Genomic DNA, 18,729 nt, shown 5'->3' on the forward strand with positions numbered 1-18,729 from the left:
TCCCTAACCGGCAGTGGGCAGGGAGAGTGGCGCCAGCGTCCGCATCCCACGGCCCTTCGGATCGTTTTCGGGGGCCTTGCGGCAGGCGTAGTCCTGCGCTTCCTGAAGCTTTGCAAGCGCGCCGTCATAGTCGATCAGGGTCGGCCGCCCGCCGCTGACGACACAGGTACCATCGACATAGACCCGGTCGATCGCCCGCTCGGCGGCGCAATGCAGGAGACTGCGCAGCGGATCGTAGACCGGCTGCATCGCATGGTGGCGAAGATCGACCACGAGGAAGTCCGCCTTGGAGCCGACGGCGATGCGACCGATATCATCGCGGCCGAGCGCCCGCGCGCCGGCGATGGTCGCGGCTTCCAGAATGTCGCCGGTCGTCACGTCGAAGACGGACTTGCCGGACAACCGTGCACAGATCATCGCCTGGCGCATTTCTTCCAGCATATTGAAGGGGTAACTGTCCGTTCCCAAGGCGACGTTGACGCCCGCACGCCGATAGCGGCCGACCGATTCCAACGCCATGCCACTCCGCGAGAAAGTGACCGGGCAGTGGGCGACGGTGGTCTGGCGATCGGCCAGGAGACGCAGGTCGACTTCCGTGCGCTGCCGCGTCCAGGAGTGGCTGTCGACGAAGATGCAATGGCCAAGGATCAGGTCCTTGCCGAGCAAGCCCAGGCTTTCGAGATATTGAACCGCCGTCAGCCCGTGCCGACGCAGGAGCTCCTCGTGCTCAGCCATGGTCTGCGCCGCGTGGATGGTGACCGGAACGCCGCGCTTGCGCGCCGCTGCCACCGCATCTTGCAACAGTTCCGGCGAGCAGGTCTCAATCTGCGACGGTGCCACGACGCCGCCGAGGCGGCCCGAGGGGTGGGCAGTCGCCGTATCGACGACCTCCAGAGCGCGCTGAAAGGCATCGCGTCCGCGCGCCTTGTCCCAACGGAAGTCGAGACGGTGGCCGTCTTCCACATGCCACCGTGCCTCGCGGAAGCCCGGCGCGACGAAGGCACGCGCGCCGCTTCGCGCGAGCGTCGGCAGCCAGCTTTCGTGCGGGCCTGCAATATCGAGCAGCGTGGTGACGCCGCTGCGCATCAGGTCGCCAACCATGACGGTCAGCGACGCCTCGATCGCGTCGTCATCGATCTCCAGAAGGTTGGAGTATTCGTAGAGCGCATTGCCCCAAAGGGCCGCCGTGCCCATGTCCTCGAAAATGCCCTTGGAAATCGGCTCCTCGCCGGAATGGCAATGGACGTTGACGAAACCCGGCATGATCATCCGGTCGCGGCCGGAACTCTCGCTGTGGTACTGCCCGTCATAGCGACCGCCGACATGGACAAAGCCTTTGTCGTCGTAGGCGATGTCGACGTCGTGCAGGTAGACGTGCCCGTTACGCTCGCTGTCGAAGGCGACGAGAGTGTGCACATTGCGGATGACGTGAATCTCTTTAGTCATGCGTGGTCCTGAAGTATCGTTCGAGGAAACGGCTGTAAGCTCCCATGAGAGCACTGAAAACGAAGTAGACGACGGCCGCGAAGACATAGCCTTCCAGCACCGCGATACCCTGCCATTCCGGATCGCGCATGGCGGTGCGGACGGTGTCGAGGAAGTCGAGCAGGCCGACGATGGTTACCAGCGTCGTGTCCTGGAAGAAGCCGATGAAAAGGCTGACGAGCGGCGGGATGACCTTCTTCAGCGCCTGCGGCAGCACGATCTTGCGCATGATCTGCCAATAGTGGAGGCCCAGCGAATGTCCGGCCTCCACCTGCCCATTGGGCACCGCCTGCAAGCCGCCACGAACGATCTCGGCGATATAGGCGGCGGCGAAGAGGATGATTGCCACCTGTGCGCGGATGAGCTTGTCGACGGTGATGCCGTTGGGCATGAACAGCGGCAGCATGACCGTTGCCATGAACAGGATGCTGATCAGCGGCACGCCGCGCACGATCTCGATGAAGCTCACCCCCAGGATACGGATTGCCGGAAGGCTGGAGGCCCGGGCGAGCGCCAGCGCGATCCCGAGCGGCAGCGCACAGGCAAGCCCGATGAAGGAGAGCATGAACGAGAGCGGCAGGCCGCCCCATTGCGTCGTTGGCACGACCGTCAGGCCAAAGTACCCGCCCGCCATCAACACATAGAGCACGGGGAGGACGACCGCGATCCAGGCGATCAACAGGGCCCGTCCCCAGACCCTGGGGACCATGGAAACGATGCAGGCTCCGAGAAACAGGAGCATCGCCGTCAGCGGCCGCCATTGCTCCTCGAAGGGATAGAAGCCGAAAAAGATGTAGCGCATCTTCGCTGACAGAAACGGCCAGCAGGCACCGATCGTCACCTTGCACTCCGCCGGCGTGCCGACAAAGGTGGCGTCGATGAACAGCCAGCCGATCGCAAGCTTGGCGAGCGCGAAGATCGTTCCAAGGCACAGGATGGTGATCAGCGCGTTGCCCGGCGTTCCGAAGTAAGCGCTAAGCCAGCGGCCCTTCGGGGCCGGTGGCGCTTCGCGCTGGGATGCAAGCGACGGATCGCCGATGAGGGTATCGATCTGTGTCATGGCTCAGCGCTCCCTCAGCGCGACCTTGGCGTTGTACCAGTTCATCACCAAAGAGATGAGGATCGACAAACCGAGATAGACACCCATGAAGATGGCAATGGATTCAATCGCCTGGCCGGTCTGGTTCATGATCGTGTTCGAGACCATCACCAAGTCGGGATAGCCGATGGCGATCGCGAGCGAGCTGTTCTTGAAGACGGTCAGATAGGTGTTCGTCAGCGGTGGGATAATGATTCTGAGCGCCTGCGGCAGGATCACCAGCTTCAGTGTGCGTGCGCGGGACAGGCCAAGCGCCGTCGAGGCCTCCCATTGTCCCTTGCTGACCGCCTGGATGCCGGCCCGGACGATCTCCGCGACGTTTGCCGATACGCTCAGCGTCAACCCGAGGAGAAGCGCCACGAACTCCGGACGCAGGTGATAGCCGCCGCTCAGGCGAAACCGGCCGAGTTCAGGCACGTCCCAGGTGACGGAAATGTTGGCGAGCAGCAATACCGCCACGAGCGGCAGAAGAAATGCGATCGTCGCGATCAAGGCGACCGGTCTGTCCTTGCCGCTAACGACGCGCTGGCGGCCGAGCATCCGGGCAACGAAAGTGGCCGCAACGATGCCGACGAGGAATGCCGTAACCAGTGCCGCAAACCCACTTTCCCAATGCAGCGCGGGCATGACCAGGCCACTATTCGACAGGAATACGCCCGGAAGCATCTGGATCGCCTGTTTGACCGGCGGAAACGTGGAGATGATCAGCGAGTACCAGAGCAGCAGATAGAGCAGCAGCGGCACGTTGCGGAGCGCTTCCACATAGGCAAGCATCAGCCGCGAAAGAACAGGATTGTGCGACAACCGCCCGATGCCGACGAGCAGGCCGAGAATGGTGCCGAGGATCGCCGCGAGCAACGAGACCTTGACCGTGTTGGCGATGCCGACAAGGATCGCACGACCGATCGTATCGGTCGGTTCGTAGGTGATCGCGGTTTCCGTAATGACGAAGCCGGCCTGGCGCGCCAGGAAGCCGAAACCGGTCGCGATGTCCTGCTTGGCAAGATTGGCGCTCGCGGTGCTGAACATCACCCAGGCGACGAGCAAGACGAGGCCGACGGCGATCACTTGATAGAGATAGGCGCGAATGCGCGCGTCATAAAACAGGGGCATCGGCACCCGTCCCTTGGAGCATGATGATCTTGGGTCGGCGCGACCCAAAATCATAAACCTGATCGATTTTCATCGTTTAGAGCGGGGTGCGGGCGGAAAACCGCGCGCACTTTCCTCATCCCGCCCAGGGCAGAATGGGGAGAGGTGGGCCCGCACCGAAGCGCGGGCCCGTCAATCCTCAACGGAACGGCGGTGCGTAGAGCAGGCCACCTTCGCTCCAGCGCGTGTTCGGACCGCGCGTCAGGCCAAGCGCAGTCTTGGTGCCGAGGTTGCGCTCGAACACTTCACCGTAGTTACCGACGCCCTTGATGATGTTGTAACCCCACTTGTTGTCGAGGTTCAGCATCTTGCCGAGTTCTTCGTTGACGCCGAGCATGCGCTGGATCTCCGGATCCTCGCTCTTGGCCATCTCGTCGACGTTCGCCTGGGTGATGCCGCGCTCTTCGGCCGCCATCAGCATCCAGGCGGACCAGGATACGATGTCACGCCAATTGGAGTCGTTCTGGCGAACGGCCGGCGCCAACGGCTCCTTGGAGATGGTTTCCGGCAGGACGACGTAGTCGTCCGGGTTGTTGGCGACGGCGCGGATCGAAGCAAGGTCCGAACGGTCGGACGAGATCGCTTCGCAACGGCCGGAGAAGAAGGCATTGCGGTTTTCGTCCGGGTTTTCGAAGACGACCAGCTCGAACTTGCCGCCGATCGTGCGGAAGAAGTCGCTGAGGTTCTGTGCGGTCGTGGTGCCCGGCAGCGTGCAGATCGCCGCATCGGTCAGTTCCTTGGCGCTGTTGACGCCGAGCGACTTCGGCACCATCAGCCCCTGGCCGTCGTAAAACACGGTCGGGCCGAAATCGAGCCCGAGCGACGTTTCGCGCGAAAAGGTCATGGTCGTCTGGCGCGACAGCATGTCGATTTCGCCGGACTGAAGCGCCTGAAAGCGCGTGTTGATGTTGGTCAGAACGAAATCGACTTTCTCCGGATCGCCGAAGACAGCGGCGGCCACGGCGCGGCAGACGTCGACGTCGAAGCCTTCCATGTGGCCCTTGGCATCAGCGGTGGCAAAGCCCGGCGTGCTCATCGAGACGCCGCAGATCAGCTTGCCGCGCGCCTTGACCGTTTCGAGCGTCGTCGCCGCGTTCGCAGACGTTGCCGCCACAAGTCCGACCGCAATGCCCGCGACCGTCGCGCAGAGCTGCAGAATCCTGCTTTTCATGAGTTCCCTCCCATTGGCTGTCCTCGTTTTCGCCTGCCCAGGTCGCGCGATCCTCTTCGCACGCCTCCTCCTGAACCGGCCGGCACCGACGTTGTTTTTCAGCGCCAACAATTGCATACGACAAGAGAATACAAACATCAACATTATTGTATACAATATTGACGACCATGTGGACGGGAGCTATCGAGGATATTGGACATGTTCGGCCGGTCCTCGATCGGCCCGTTGAGGGGAGGCAACCTTGTCTGAGAAGTCGAGCCGCAGCGACGTCGTCTACAAGCTCCTGCGCCAGGCGATCCTGGAGCAGGCCTTGAAGCCGGGCACGAAGCTTTCCGAAGACACTATCGCCGATCACTTTAAGGTCAGCCGTACCAGCGTTCGCGCGGCCCTGGTCAGGCTGAACGCCGAGGGCATTGTCGATCTGAGAGCCAACAAGGGCGCTTGCGTAGCGGAGCCGACGCTTGAGGAAGCCCGCGATATCTTCGCGCTGAGACGCATGCTGGAGGCAGAGGTGATCCGGCGGCTGGTGGCCGACCTCGGCAGCGCCGACGTCAAGCGGCTGGAGCAGCACGTGAAGGAGGAAGAGGCAGCCCTTTCCGATCACGGCCCGCTGTCGATCCGGCTCGCGGGCGAGTTCCATATTCTGCTCGCCGAACTCACGGGCTCGCAGGCGCTGACGCGCTTTGTCCGGGAAATCGTCTCGCGCTGCTCATTGATCCTTGCGCGTTTCGCCCGACTGCATTCGCCGGAGTGCGCCGTCGACGAACATGTGCGCATCATCCGCGCGCTGCAGTCGCGCGACACCGCCATGGCGGAACGGATCATGCTCGAGCATCTTGATGCGGTCGAGCTGCGCGCCGAACTCGATGTAAACAAAGCCGAGCCGGATATCTCCGCCATTCTGCAACGTTACGCCCGCAAGGGTTGATCCCGCCCATCGCCGCCAGCGGTCGAAGACACGACGTTCTTCAGTCAATCTGCGGCACCAACTGTCGCGCCGCAAGAATCCAGGCGCGATATCTGCCTCCAATATCCTGCAACGATACCGGTGCGCCGGGCGGGTCTTACAAGGGAGGGAGTGAGCCATGCCAAGAGAACTGGAATTCATGAGCCAACAGGTAGCCGCAGGAAGGCTGTCGAGACGGGAGTTTCTCGGGCGCGCAGCAGCGCTCGGCGTGACCGTCGCCTCGGCGAACCTGCTGCTCGGGCAGGCGGCCCGTGCGGCCGGGCCGGTCAAAGGGGGGACGCTGAAAGCCGGCCTTGTCGGCGGCGAATCGACGAACAGCCTTGATCCCGCGACCTGGGCGAGCCAGGTCCCCTACACGCTCGGGCGCTGCTGGGGGGAGCAGCTTCTCGAGGTCTCGCCGGCCGGTGAGATCGAGTACCGCCTTGCCGAGTCCTACGAGGCAACGCCCGACGCCAAGACCTGGCGGTTCAAGATCCGCAAGGACGTCACCTTTCACAACGGCAAGGAACTGACCCCGGCCGACGTGGTGGCAACGCTTGAACGTCATGGCGACGCCGATTCCAAGTCGGCCGCCCTGCCCTTCGTCCAGGAATTCGAAACGATCAAGGCCGACGGCGACAGCGTGGTCGTCACGCTGCGGTCACCGAACGCCGACCTGCCCTATGTCGTCAGCGACTACCACCTGATGATCCAGCCGAACGGCGGCAAGGACGACCCGACCGCGGGCATCGGCACCGGCCCTTACAAGGTCGTTTCCAACGAGCCGGGCGTCAAACACATTGCCGAGCGCCACGAGGGCTACTGGGGCTCTGCCGAGCGCGGCCATGCCGACCAGATCGAAATCGCCGTGATCAACGATTCGACCGCGCGCACTGCAGCACTCCAGAGCGGCCAGATCCACATGATCAACCGCATCGAGCCCAAGGTCGTCGCGCTGATCAAGCGCCTGCCGGGCGTCGTCATCCGCAACGTGCCGGGCAAGGGCCACTATGTCTTCATCGCCCACTGCAACACGGCGCCCTTCGACAACAACGATCTCCGGCTGGCGCTGAAATACGCCGTCGACCGCGAAGAGATGGTCGCCAAAGTGCTCGCCGGCTACGGCACCGTCGGCAACGACACGCCGATGATCAAGGGCTACCCGCTCTTCGACAACGACATTGAACAGCGGGTATTCGATCCGGAAAAGGCGAAGTTCCACTACAAGAAGTCCGGCCACAGCGGCGCAGTGCTGCTGCGGACTTCCGATGTCGCCTTCCCCGGCGCGGTCGACGCGGCACAGCTCTTCCAGATGAGCGCCGCCAAGTGCGGGATCACCATCGACCTGAAGCGCGAACCGGGCGACGGCTACTGGTCGGACGTCTGGAACAAGCAGCCCTTCAGCATGTCCTACTGGACCGGGCGGCCGACGCAGGACCAGGTCTATTCCATCGCCTACCTGTCAAAGGCCGAATGGAACGACACGCGCTTCCAGCGCGAAGACTTCGACAAGCTCATCTTTACCGCGCGCGGCGAACTCGACACGACCAAGCGCAAGGCGCTTTATCGCCAGGCCGCCGTGATGCTGCGCGACGAAGGCGGCGTCATCGTGCCGATGTTCAACAACTACATCGACGCGACCAGCGACAAGGTCGGCGGCTGGGTCGATGATCCGAACGGCGAACTGATGGGCGGCCACGCGCTGACGAAGTGCTGGCTCAACGCCTGATCCGGATTGGGCAGAGCCGAAGGTCAGCAACGACCTTCGGCTCGTCTGAAGCGTTCAGAGCGCCTGACGCAGCGACAGCATGCCGTCGCTTGCGAGTTCGACCTCGATGTCATGGTAGCGGGCAAGCGTCAGGTGCGGAGTACCTTCTGCAGCTTCATGGGCGCCGGTGACAACGACGACGTCGGCGCCGGCCGCAATGCCGGCCAAAATGCCGGCGGGCGCGTCTTCGAAGACCAGGCAATCCTCCGGGCGCACGCCCAGACGCTCGGCAGCCATCCGATACCCTTGCGGATCGGGTTTGCCGGCAGAAACATCTTCGCCCGTAATCATCAGCTGCGGCGTCGGGATGCCGGCAGCGGCAAGGCGGCGCACCGCCAGATCGAGCGGCGCCGACGTGACGATCGCCCATTTTTCCGCCGGCAGCGAATTCAGGAAGGCGACGGCACCCGGAATTTCGACGATGCCCTCGACATCGGCGATCTCTGCGAGCGCCAGATCATGGGCTTCCTTTTCCGGGTCGACATCGGCCAGTTCGAGATTGCGGATCGTATCGACAGCGCGCACACCGTGAACGGTCTTTATGAACTCGACCGGATCGATCCCGTTGCGCACCGCCCAGGCGCCCCAGACGCGCTCGACGACGGCCATGGAGTTCAGCAATGTGCCGTCCATATCGAACAGCAGGGCAGCAAAATTCTTCGTGAACACGGATGAAGGCGCGGCGTCCAAGGCAATCCCCTGAGATGGTGAAACGGGCGGCAGCAGACATCGCCCTATGGAGAAGGCACACCTACTACCGGATGGCCTGGCGCACAATGACATTTGCGCCGCATGCGCCAGCGATGTTGCTCAGCTTGCAGCCTGGATTTGCGTTGTCATGAGGAAGTCGATCGGGCCGCCCGGCTGATCGTCATCGAAGACGGCACAGGAGAGCACCCCGCCGAAGACGGCACCGGAATCGACATTGGTGCGGTTGCCGACGGTGCGTGGATTGGCCAGGCTGGGCGTGTGCCCATGGCAGAGATGCTTTCCCCAATATTCGCCGGAATAGTCGTCGGGTCGCCTGATCCACAGGAAGATCTCGTCGCCTTGCTGCTCCAGCGGCAGCGTCTCGTCGATACCCGCATGCACGAAAATGCGGTATCGTTCGACCAGGATCGTCGGCAGTTCCTTGATCCACTTCAGATGCCGCCCGGGAACGACGCCGTTGTAGGAGACCAGCGTCTCTTGGCCGCCGTTCATCAGCCACCAATCAACATCGCTCTCGCCGCTGCTGGCGCCCCATAGCATCTCCTCATGGTTGCCCTTGAGGGTCAGCCAGGTCCAACCGGGCTTGGACGGGCCGGCCATGACCAACTCGACGACACCGCGGCTTTCCGGCCCTCGGTCGATCAGGTCGCCGAGAAAGATCACCCTGCCCGTCGGCGCATAGGCTTCAATCTCGCGCAAAAGCACGCGCAACTGGTCGAGGCAACCATGAATGTCGCCGACTGCGAAGGTGAGTTGCCGGACGGCCATACGTCTACTCTCCACACATACTCCAAGCCCCCCGAACCGAGCCGATCCAAGGGAAAATATCGATAAATCAAAATACTATAGCAAGTCTTTCGTCGAAACGTATGCGCGCGATGTCGATTGAGACAACCGACTCACGTCCAAACGCCCGACAATTTTGCCGATAGTCCGCCGAAATGGCCGAAACTGGGCGGAGGTACGCTTTCGAACGAGGGCGCGAAAGCGCACTCGCCGTCTTCAGGTGGACGGCGGGATTGTCGTTGGCCCCTCAGCGGCGGGAGTGGCCTTTTGCAATCGTCGACGTGGCGATCGATACCGGGTCGCTCGCCGGAAATGTGTCTTCGAGCCCCTCATCGAGTTGCTCTTCCATCACATTCTGGTCGTGGGCCCGACGTGCAGTCGGCAACGCTCCGCGCGTGGACGCCTTCGCACCGCTTACAGACTGAAGCTCTTCGTCTGCGTCCAGCGCTGTTCTGAGCATATCCTTTGCCTTCGCGACCGCATTGAGCCGATTCAAGGAGCCCGCACTGTCCTGCGGGCACATCACGGTCACCACTTCCCCGCCATCGCCGACGAATTCGACGCTGAACCCGGCCCGCCCGGCTCTTTCCGGGGAAACCTGTATACCGACGACGTGCATGCAATCCTCCTGCGAATAGCACCTCGATCCTTCAGACCGATTGGCAAAAGGAGGTCGCCGACCATCCGGACGTATCGAGGACATCTATGCAAGGAAGCGTCGAAACGCGCTTTTGTTCCGTGAGCCGCAGAAAAATCGCGACCGTGGTCGCGATTGTGATCAGAGTGCGCCGGGAGAGATGGCTGGGCGCGCCGTATTGGCCGGCAGGTCCTTGGCGGTATCAGCGGACTGGAATGCCGGGCCACCTGCCGGCTGCTTCCTCGTGCAGTTCGCGAATGCGTCGAGGTCCTGCTTGTAGACCTTGGTCTCGACATTCATCATGCCGAGGACGGTATGGAAGAGATTGTCGTGCGACTTGGGCTGTGCCGTGTCCTTGGCGAGACAGGCCGCGTCGACCCCCATGGCCGCCTGATAGGGCTTCGAGAACCAGGCGACGAAAGGCACCTGCGTCTGTTCGCGTGGGGCGATGGCGTAAGGCGCACCGTGCAGATAGATGCCGTCTTCGCCGAGCGACTCGCCATGGTCGGACATGTAGATCATCGCGCCGGCGACACGGTCCTGATGCTTCTCCAGCAGACGCGCGACGCTTGCCAGCACGTAATCGGTGTAGAGGATCGTATTATCGTAGGCGTTGGTGATCTCGGCGACCGAGCACTTCATCAGCTCCGGCGTGCGGCAATCCGGCGTGAACCGGCGGAACCTTTCAGGGTAGCGCAGATAGTAGGAAGGGCCGTGGCTACCGAGCTGGTGGAGAACGATCACGCTGTTGGAAGTCGTCGCCTGAAGTTTCTTGTCGAGTTCGCCGAGGAAGATTTCATCCAGGCATTCCCCGTTCTTGCAGAGCGGGCTGTTCTTCTGGTTGGTCATGCTGGCGAAATTGATGAGATCGGCAATGCCCTTGCTGCCGGTGTTGTTGTCCCACCAGGTGGTCGCGACGCCTGCACGTGTCAGCACGTTCATCAGATTTTCCGTCGAACGCGCCTTCCAATCGCTGTATTCACTGCGCGGATAGACGGAGAACATGCAAGGTAGCGAGGTCGCCGTTGCGGTCCCGCAGCTCGTGGTGTCGGTATAATTGACGACGCCGAGGGCCTTCAGTTCGGGATTGGTCTCGCGCCCGTAGCCGTTCAAGGAGAAGTTCATTGCCCGTGCGGTCTCGCCGGCAACGACGACGACCACCACCGGCTTGCCGGCCGCCGCAATGCGCGGACCCTGGCGGGCGTCGATGCCAAGGGGCTGCACGACGATGTTGCGCTCCTTGTAGGTCGAAGCGGCATACCGGACGGCCGCCGAGACCGGCCCGGTCGGATTGAACCGCTTCATCAGGTCCTTGTGCTCGCGAATGACGTAGGCGACGTTCGCAAAATTCGCATAGACCAGCCCGCTGCTGACGATGAGACAGGGGATGATCACCGCAAGATTGACGGCCGCATTCGCAAGGAAGGGCCGACGACGGACCTTGAGCCAGATGACGAGAAGTGAAGGCAGCAGACCGTAGAGCAGCAGGTGTATCGCCAGGCTGCCGGTCAAGAGGTGGCCGGCTTCCGCCTGTGTCGTCACGGCCGCATTGCCGATCATGTCCTTGTCGATGATGACGCCGAATGTGTCGATGAAGTAGGAGGCAGACGCCGACACCATGATGAAGAAGATCAACACAGGCTTCATCACATATTTGACGGAAGCCAACGTGAACCCGGCAAAAGTCAGCAGGCAAAGCGCCGCGCTGAAGGATACAAGCGCCACGACGGAATCGTTGAAATAGGCAAACGTATGCGTCCAGAAGGATTTATTGGTGCCAACAAGCAGATAGGCGCTAACGAGCGCGCTCAGAGCGATACCACCAATCTCTGGCCGGCGAATTCTCAAAAATGTCAAAGCAATCGTCTCCAGCCGCAACTGTATCATATCCGAGACGATCGATACAGGCGCAGGCATTTCAGTCGAAGCGGAGACCGCGATACGGCCACCTGTTCAGTCGCAGCCTCCCCCTCACCAGTCGAGATACGACGTGCAACCTGTCCAAACCCCGTCAAGATTGCTCATCGATAGTTTTATGCACGCGGTGGTGGGTATTGCGACCGGGAGTTGGCAGTCCGCGCGAAAGCCCATATGGTCGCCAGCGGCCCCTGTAATATCGAGACGATTCAATGCGCCTGCTCCTGGTTGAAGACAGCCCGCGACTGGTAGAACTGGTCGGAGAAACCATGCGGGACGCTGGCTGGCGCCTCGATTCCGTTTCAACCGTTGCGGACGCCGAAACGGCTATCGCAGGCCGCGAGCACGACCTCGTGCTGCTCGATCTCGGCCTGCCCGACGGCGACGGCCTATCCCTGCTTCGTCGCCTCCGGCACGACTATCCCGGACTGCCGGTGCTGATCATCACTGCCAAGGGATCCGTCGACGAACGCATCGCCGGGCTCGATGCCGGCGCCGACGACTATCTGGTAAAGCCGTTCCATCATCGGGAGCTTCTCTCCCGGTGCCGCGCCATGCTCCGTCGCAACCCACAGGCGGTGCAGCCCGTGCTGGAGGCTGGTGCCTTGCGCTATGATCCGGCGACTGCAGACCTCACCTGCGACGGCACCGTGGTGCCGTTGCCGCCGCGCGAGCGGTCGCTGATGGAAATCCTGATGCGCGAAGTGGGGCGCGTGGTGCCAAAGCGCAAGCTCGAAACGGCGCTTTCCGAATATGGCCAGGAAGTCACGCCCAATGCGCTTGAGCTTGCGGTTTCGCGCGTGCGCAAGCGCCTGCAGCCGCTTGACACCGGCGTGCAGATAGAGACCGTACGCGGTATCGGCTATCTGCTCAGGCGCGCCTCATGAAACCCCGCAATCCGTCGCTGATCGGCATCGTCGCCCGCCGCATCATCGCCTTTTCGCTGGTTGCCATGGCCATCCAGATCGGCGTCGTCCTCGCCGACTACTGGTTCGACGACGAAAAGCTGAGCGTCCTCATGCTCCAGCAGGAAACCGAGAACCTCGCGGCCCATGTTCAAGTCCGCAATGGCGTCGTGACCTATGAACCCAACCATGAGATGCGCGAGCGCTATCAGGACCGCCGTGACGACGATGGCGCGATCTTCCTTCGTATCCGCACGGCCGCGGGCGTCATCGTCTATTCGAACTGCACCAGCGAATGCGCCCAACATTTCCTGCCCGTCGGCGTTGACGCGCCGCAGTTCTGGAAGCGGCTGATCGCCCCAGGCAAACCCTTCAGTGTCGCCGGTGGCCAGACTTTTGAACGGGGCGGCACCACCGTGCTCATCGAACTTGCGATCCTCAACGATCCGAACGGCTTCGTGTATGGGGCTCTGCTGCACGAGATGTTCGATTCCATGATCGTGCCGATGACACTAATGTTCTGCCTTGTCATTGGTGCCACCATCTGGTCCATTCGCAGTGCACTGAAGCCCGTGGCTATGGCGGCCCAGGCAGCCGACGCACTGGACCCGCGCGACGGCAAAGCGCGCCTGCCGGTGACGCGGATGCCGCAGGAGATTGCGCGGCTGGTCACCGCTGTCAACCGCATGCTCACGCGCGTTGCCGATCTCATCCAATCGCAAAAACTGTTCTCGTCCTCGATCGCCCACGAGATCCGGACGCCGGTCTCGATCGCCAAGATGGAGTTGAGCCGCATCAATGACCCCAGGGCCCGCAACGCCGAAAGGGACCTCGACGCTCTGACCCATATTCTGGAGCAGCTCACCTCTCTGGCAAGGGCCGACGCGGTCGATCCCGCCGCCTATCAGCGCACCAGCCTGTCTCAGATCGGAGCCGCAGTTGCCGAAGCCATCGCGCCGTTCGTCTTCGACCACGACAAGTCGCTCGAATTCGTCGACGACGGCACGCCGCCGGTCACGGCTATCCCGGCGCTGGTCGAGAACATGCTGCGCAACCTGATCGAGAACGCCGTCAAGCACAATCCTCCGGGCACGCGCATCATTCTTGCGTGCGGTCCCGGCCCGGTCGTCTCGGTCGAGGACAATGGAAAGGGGCTTGTCGACCTGCCCGAACACCACGAAGACCTCGGCTACGTGAAGAGTTCCGGCCAGCTCGGGCTCGGCTTGAAGATTGTCCGCCGCATCAGCGAGTTGCACCAGGCAACCATCGCGATCGATACCGCCCCGGAGCGCGGTACCAAGATCTCGATAGATTTTTCGGCCGCAGTCTAGGCATCGCCTAACGGCCTGATCTGCCCGACATGCTTCTCCCCTTGTGCGCGCGTTCGGTCGCAGTGAGCGCCAGTCTGCGCCACATGGCAGTTTCACACCAAGCCCTCACGTCGCTCGATCGAGACCGCGGACGCTTCCTTGATCCACCGATTGCCAGGACCGAAAGCGGACTTTAAGACCGCCTTCAAGTTAAAATTCATTCGATTGACTTAATCAATGGAATGACGTAATTTAAAGACATGATGAAGAACAAAACCTCGACCCAAACACCCAAGCAGGACCGCGGCGACGTCACTCGCGAGAAGCTTCTGACGAGTTCCATCGATGTCTTCGGCCGCTACGGCTTCGATGGCGCCAGCACACGCATGCTTGCGGAAACCGCCGGCGTGAACCTGCAGGCGATCCCCTACTATTTCGGCGGCAAGGAAGGCCTCTACATTGCCGCAGCGGAACACCTGGCGTCGATTATCGTCGGCCACGTCGGCGCTCTTAGAAACGTGATCCTCGAGCGCCTTGCCCGCCTCGACGCCAAAGGCCAGGCGATGTCGACCGAAGAAGCCCGCGAGTTGTTGACCCAGATGGCGCAACACATGGTCGCGATCTTTGTCAGCCGGCAGTCCGAGAGCTGGGCGCGTTTCATCATTCGCGAGCAGATGGAGCCGACCGAAGCTTTCGAACGGGTCTATACCAACGTCATGGGTCCGATGATCGGCATGGCCGGCAGATTGGTCGCAACCATCCTCGCTGAGCCGCCGCAATCCGAACATGTCCGCCTGAAGACCCTCTCCTTCGTCGGCAGCATCCTCGTCTTCCGCATGGCCCATGCCGCCATGCTCCGGCAGATGAACTGGCAGGCCGTCGGCTCCGACGAACTCGACATGCTGCGTCGTCACGTCGCCGAACTTGTCGCCGCACTGGGCGGCACGAAGGAGGGGCGGTCATGAACAAGCCCGCAATCGCCCTTCTGTTGCTCGCCGGCGCCGCCGCCGGCGGCTGGTGGTTCGACGTGCCCCAGCGGCTCGGCTGGACCGAGACGATGCGAACCTCTGTGCTTTACGGCAATGTCGATATCCGCCAGGTCTCCTTGGGTTTCCGCGTCAATGGCCGCATCGCGAGCCTCGCGGTCGATGAGGGGGACGCGGTGAAGCCCGGCGATGTCCTTGCAACCCTCGACGCCGTTCCGTTCGAACAGGCAGTCGCGGCAGCCGAAGCCGAACTCGGCGCGCTCAAGGCTAACCTTGCGAAACTGAAGGCGGGCGCTCGACCAACCGAAATCGCCCAGGCCCGTGCCGCCCACGACGAACGCGTCGCCGACCTGCAAAATGCCGACCTCGCCTACGAGCGCGCCCGGCAGTTGCGGCCGAATGGCACAATTTCCCAGGCCAATCTCGACGAGGCGAACGCCAACAGGGCGGCAGCCGCGGCGCGCGCCACGTCCGCCCGCGAGGCGCTGGCGCTCCTCGAAGAAGGGAGCCGGATCGAAGATATCGAGGCGGCTCAGGCACAGGTCCTGGCGGCCGAGGCCAAGCTCGAGAGCGCCCGCACATCGCTTTCGGACACGCGCCTTCTCGCTCCGAATGCTGGGACCGTGCTCTCCCGAGTTCGCGAAGTCGGCGCAATCGTCGCGCCCTCCGACATGGTCTATGTCGTCTCGCTGAACGAACCCGTCTGGGTGCGGGCCTATGTCGCGGAACCGGATCTTGGCCGGGTGCATCCGGGCATGGCCGTCGAGATCACCTCGGACACTGCACCGGAGCGCCCCTACAAGGCCACGGTAGGCTTTATCTCGCCTGTCGCCGAGTTCACCCCGAAGTCAGTGGAAACGCCGGAACTCAGAACCGATCTCGTCTATCGCCTGCGCATCGTCGTCGACAAGCCGGGTCCCGATCTCAGGCAGGGCATGCCGGTGACGGTGCACCTGCCCGAAGCCGCAGAGGCAAAACGATGAGCGACGAAACACCGTTCGTCCGGATCGCGGACGTGGTCAAGCGCTTCGGCTATGCCCCGCCGGCGCTCGACCACATCGACGGCGAAATCCTCGGCGGGCGGATTACCGGGCTCGTCGGCCCTGATGGCGCGGGAAAGACCACGCTCATCCGATTGATGACGGGGCTGATGGCGCCGGACGCCGGCAAGGTCGAGGTTCTCGGCTTTGACACGGTGACCAACGCCGCCGACATCCAGGCGGCGATCGGCTACATGCCGCAGCGCTTCGGCCTCTATGAGGATCTTTCCGTTCAGGAGAACCTGAACCTTTACGCCGATCTGCGCGGCCTGCCGCTCGCCGAGCGTCCGGCGACATTCGACGAGCTGCTCGAATTCACCGACCTTAAGCGCTTCACCGCGCGCCTTGCCGGAAAGCTATCCGGCGGCATGAAGCAGAAGCTTGGCCTCGCCTGCGCGCTGCTGCGCAAGCCCCGTCTGCTCCTCCTCGACGAACCGGGCGTCGGCGTCGATCCGATCTCCCGCCGCGATCTCTGGAAGATGGTCGAGAACCTGACGGCCGAAGGTATCGGCGTCGTCTGGTCGACGGCCTATCTCGACGAAGCCGAGGCCTGTGACAGTGTTCTGCTGCTGAACGAAGGCAAGTTGCTTTTTGCCGGCAGTCCTGCCGAGCTGACCGCGCGCGTCGCCGAACGCGTCTTCAAGGTTTCGGGCATCGCGCATGGGCGGCGCCAGAAGCTCGCGCGCTTTCTCGATGACGACGATGTGGTCGACGGTGTCATCCAGGGTGAAGCGATCCGACTGGTGATGAAGCCCGACACCAAGCCACCGGCACCGGACGATGGCTCGTCGACGCCTGCGGTGACGACCACGCCTCCCCGCTTCGAGGATGCCTTCATCGACATGCTCGGCGGCGGTCCCCGTGGTCGCTCGAAATTGGCGGAAACGCAGACACCTTTCACAGTGGAAGACAGCAAACCCGTCATCGAGGCCCACGGCCTGACGAAACGCTTCGGCGACTTCACCGCAGCCGACGACATCACCTTCGACATTCCACGCGGCCAGATCTTCGGACTTCTCGGCCCCAACGGCGCCGGCAAATCGACGACGTTCAAGATGCTCTGCGGTTTGCTGAAACCCTCGGCCGGCGAAGGCCGCGTTGCCGGCTTTGATCTCCGCCGCGATGCGGCCGAGGCACGCAATCGGCTCGGCTACATGGCGCAGAAGTTCTCGCTCTATGGCGACCTCAGCGTCGCGCAGAACCTCAGTTTCTTCGCCGGTGTCTACGGGCTTTCCGGCACGCGCAAGCGCGAACGCATCCAGCTGATGACCGATATCTTCGCCTTCGGCCGTCTTCTCGACATGTCGGCCAAGGATTTGCCGCTCGGGCTCAAGCAGCGGCTGGCCCTTGCCTGCGCCGTGCTGCATGAGCCGGAAGCACTGTTTCTCGACGAACCTACCTCCGGCGTCGACCCCATCACGCGGCGCGAATTCTGGACCCACATCAACGGGCTGGTCGAAAAGGGCGTCACAGTGCTCGTGACCACGCACTTCATGGACGAGGCCGAGTATTGCGATCGCATCTCCCTCATCTATCGCGGGAAGTCGATCGCGCTCGGCTCACCGGATGAGTTGAAGGCCCAGGTCGCCAGCGACAAGCTTCCGGACCCGACGATGGAGGATGCCTTCATCGCCCTGGTTCAGGGTTCGGAGGAAAAGGAGGCGGCATGAGCGCACAGACCTCAACCATGGAAAGCCGGGCCGCCCGGGCCAGGCGCTTTGCCGCGCTGGTTCGCAAGGAAAGCTACCAGATCGTTCGCGACCCGAGCAGCATCCTGATTGCCTTCGTGCTGCCGATGATTCTGCTCTTTCTCTTCGGCTACGGCGTATCGCTCGACACGACGCAGACCCGCGTCGGGCTCGTCATCGAAGAGGAAGCGCCGCTGACGCGAGATCTCGCCGCCGGTTTTCAGGCGTCGCGCTATTTCAAGGTGACGGTCGGTCGCGACCGACGGGATTTCGAAGAGGATCTGGTGCTCGGCCGCGTGCGCGGCATTGTCGTGATCCCCGCCGGCTTTACGGCGGACTATTCTGCCGGACGCCATCCGACGGTGCAGGTGCTCGTCGATGGTTCCGATCCCAACACCGCCAACTTCGTGCAGAACTACGCGCAGGCGACCCTTGCCAACTGGGAGCGCCAGCGTTTGAGCGAAGGAGCCGGACGACCACCCGCAATTTCGGCCGAGCAGCGCTTCTGGTTCAATCCGGAGCTGGCCAGCCGAAACTTCCTCGTACCCGGATCGATCGCCATCGTCATGACGCTGGTCGGCACACTGCTGACCTCACTTGTCGTTGCCCGCGAATGGGAACGCGGCACGATGGAGGCGATGATGGCCACCCCCGTCTCGGCCGCCGAACTCTTGGCCGGCAAGCTGCTACCCTATTTCATCCTCGGCCTCACCTCGATGACGCTGTGCGTGCTGCTTGCCGTCTTCCTTTTTGGCGTCCCCTTCCGCGGCTCCGTCGCAGCGCTCTATGCGCTGTCGGCAACCTTCCTGATGCCGGCGCTCGGCCAGGGCCTGCTGATCTCGGCGGCGACCAAGAACCAGTTTCTCGCCTCGCAGCTCGCGTTGATCTCAGCCTTCCTGCCGGCGTTCCTGCTCTCCGGATTTCTCTTCGAAATCAACTCGATGCCGAGGGTCATTCAATGGATCACCTTCGTCGTGCCGGCCCGCTATCTGATCCCGAGCCTGCAGACCGTGTTCCTTGCCGGCGACATATGGCCGATGTTCACGCGTGCGATCGCGGTCATGCTCCTGATCGGCTGCGTATTCTTCGCGCTCGCTGCCCGCAGCACCCGCAAGAGGATTGGCTGAG

16 protein-coding genes are annotated in these 18,729 nt (G+C 62.6%); 8 read left to right on the plus strand and 8 right to left on the minus strand.

Annotated features, from left to right (window positions below):
• Window positions 1–3: 3 nt before the first annotated feature.
• From AB4Z53_RS09775 to AB4Z53_RS09790, 4 genes are all read right to left on the minus strand, one after another.
• Complete coding sequence (locus AB4Z53_RS09775) at window positions 4–1,446, minus strand: amidohydrolase family protein (RefSeq protein WP_441595679.1); 1,443 nt, start codon at window positions 1,444–1,446, stop codon at window positions 4–6.
• On the minus strand, window positions 1,439–2,545 hold the full coding sequence (locus tag AB4Z53_RS09780) for an amino acid ABC transporter permease (RefSeq protein WP_113535109.1): 1,107 nt from the start codon (window positions 2,543–2,545) through the stop codon (window positions 1,439–1,441). Before AB4Z53_RS09780 ends, AB4Z53_RS09775 begins: the two co-directional genes overlap by 8 nt.
• Before the next feature lie 3 nt (window positions 2,546–2,548).
• Window positions 2,549–3,697, minus strand: a complete 1,149-nt coding sequence (locus AB4Z53_RS09785; protein WP_113535110.1) for an ABC transporter permease subunit — start codon at window positions 3,695–3,697, stop codon at window positions 2,549–2,551.
• A gap of 178 nt (window positions 3,698–3,875) precedes the next feature.
• Entirely contained in the window at window positions 3,876–4,907 is a 1,032-nt protein-coding gene (locus AB4Z53_RS09790) for an amino acid ABC transporter substrate-binding protein (RefSeq protein ID WP_441595680.1), read from the minus strand.
• A 241-nt stretch (window positions 4,908–5,148) separates the two neighbouring features.
• Here AB4Z53_RS09790 and AB4Z53_RS09795 point away from each other — a divergent pair, with 241 nt between their 5' ends.
• Together AB4Z53_RS09795 and AB4Z53_RS09800 are read left to right on the plus strand one after the other, a co-directional pair.
• Window positions 5,149–5,835, plus strand: a complete 687-nt coding sequence (locus AB4Z53_RS09795) for a GntR family transcriptional regulator (protein ID WP_441595681.1) — start codon at window positions 5,149–5,151, stop codon at window positions 5,833–5,835.
• 157 nt (window positions 5,836–5,992) lie between these two features.
• On the plus strand, window positions 5,993–7,582 hold the full coding sequence (locus AB4Z53_RS09800) for an ABC transporter substrate-binding protein (protein WP_441595682.1): 1,590 nt from the start codon (window positions 5,993–5,995) through the stop codon (window positions 7,580–7,582).
• Between the two features lie 54 nt (window positions 7,583–7,636).
• Here the strand turns inward: AB4Z53_RS09800 and AB4Z53_RS09805 are convergent, their stop codons facing one another.
• The 4 genes from AB4Z53_RS09805 to AB4Z53_RS09820 form a co-directional block, all read right to left on the minus strand.
• Window positions 7,637–8,290 (minus strand): HAD family hydrolase, encoded by a 654-nt coding sequence (locus tag AB4Z53_RS09805; protein WP_419195855.1) that lies wholly within the window; start codon window positions 8,288–8,290, stop codon window positions 7,637–7,639.
• A 141-nt stretch (window positions 8,291–8,431) separates the two neighbouring features.
• Window positions 8,432–9,100: a metallophosphoesterase family protein gene (locus AB4Z53_RS09810; protein WP_113535115.1), complete on the minus strand. Its 669-nt coding sequence runs from the start codon at window positions 9,098–9,100 to the stop codon at window positions 8,432–8,434.
• A gap of 265 nt (window positions 9,101–9,365) precedes the next feature.
• Window positions 9,366–9,737, minus strand: a complete 372-nt coding sequence (locus AB4Z53_RS09815; RefSeq protein WP_441595683.1) for a hypothetical protein — start codon at window positions 9,735–9,737, stop codon at window positions 9,366–9,368.
• 159 nt (window positions 9,738–9,896) lie between these two features.
• The gene (locus tag AB4Z53_RS09820; RefSeq protein ID WP_441595824.1) at window positions 9,897–11,642 is read right to left on the minus strand and encodes a phosphoethanolamine transferase; all 1,746 of its coding nucleotides are present in this window, start codon (window positions 11,640–11,642) and stop codon (window positions 9,897–9,899) included.
• Between the two features lie 242 nt (window positions 11,643–11,884).
• Between AB4Z53_RS09820 and AB4Z53_RS09825 the strand changes: the two genes are divergently transcribed.
• The 6 genes from AB4Z53_RS09825 to AB4Z53_RS09850 all read left to right on the plus strand — a co-directional run bounded on the left by AB4Z53_RS09825 (window position 11,885) and on the right by AB4Z53_RS09850 (window position 18,728).
• Window positions 11,885–12,559, plus strand: coding sequence for a response regulator transcription factor (locus AB4Z53_RS09825; RefSeq protein WP_113535118.1), 675 nt, complete (start codon window positions 11,885–11,887; stop codon window positions 12,557–12,559).
• On the plus strand, window positions 12,556–13,908 hold the full coding sequence (locus AB4Z53_RS09830; protein WP_441595684.1) for a sensor histidine kinase: 1,353 nt from the start codon (window positions 12,556–12,558) through the stop codon (window positions 13,906–13,908). Before AB4Z53_RS09825 ends, AB4Z53_RS09830 begins: the two co-directional genes overlap by 4 nt.
• Window positions 13,909–14,147: 239 nt before the next feature.
• Window positions 14,148–14,852, plus strand: a complete 705-nt coding sequence (locus tag AB4Z53_RS09835; protein WP_441595685.1) for a CerR family C-terminal domain-containing protein — start codon at window positions 14,148–14,150, stop codon at window positions 14,850–14,852.
• On the plus strand, window positions 14,849–15,856 hold the full coding sequence (hlyD, locus tag AB4Z53_RS09840) for a secretion protein HlyD (RefSeq protein WP_441595686.1): 1,008 nt from the start codon (window positions 14,849–14,851) through the stop codon (window positions 15,854–15,856). Before AB4Z53_RS09835 ends, hlyD begins: the two co-directional genes overlap by 4 nt.
• Window positions 15,853–17,583, plus strand: a complete 1,731-nt coding sequence (locus AB4Z53_RS09845) for an ATP-binding cassette domain-containing protein (RefSeq protein ID WP_441595687.1) — start codon at window positions 15,853–15,855, stop codon at window positions 17,581–17,583. Before hlyD ends, AB4Z53_RS09845 begins: the two co-directional genes overlap by 4 nt.
• Window positions 17,580–18,728: an ABC transporter permease gene (locus AB4Z53_RS09850; RefSeq protein ID WP_441595688.1), complete on the plus strand. Its 1,149-nt coding sequence runs from the start codon at window positions 17,580–17,582 to the stop codon at window positions 18,726–18,728. Before AB4Z53_RS09845 ends, AB4Z53_RS09850 begins: the two co-directional genes overlap by 4 nt.
• Window position 18,729 lies beyond the last annotated feature (1 nt).

This window comes from Ensifer sp. 2TAB8 (assembly GCF_052115125.1).
Lineage (GTDB): Bacteria > Pseudomonadota > Alphaproteobacteria > Rhizobiales > Rhizobiaceae > Ensifer.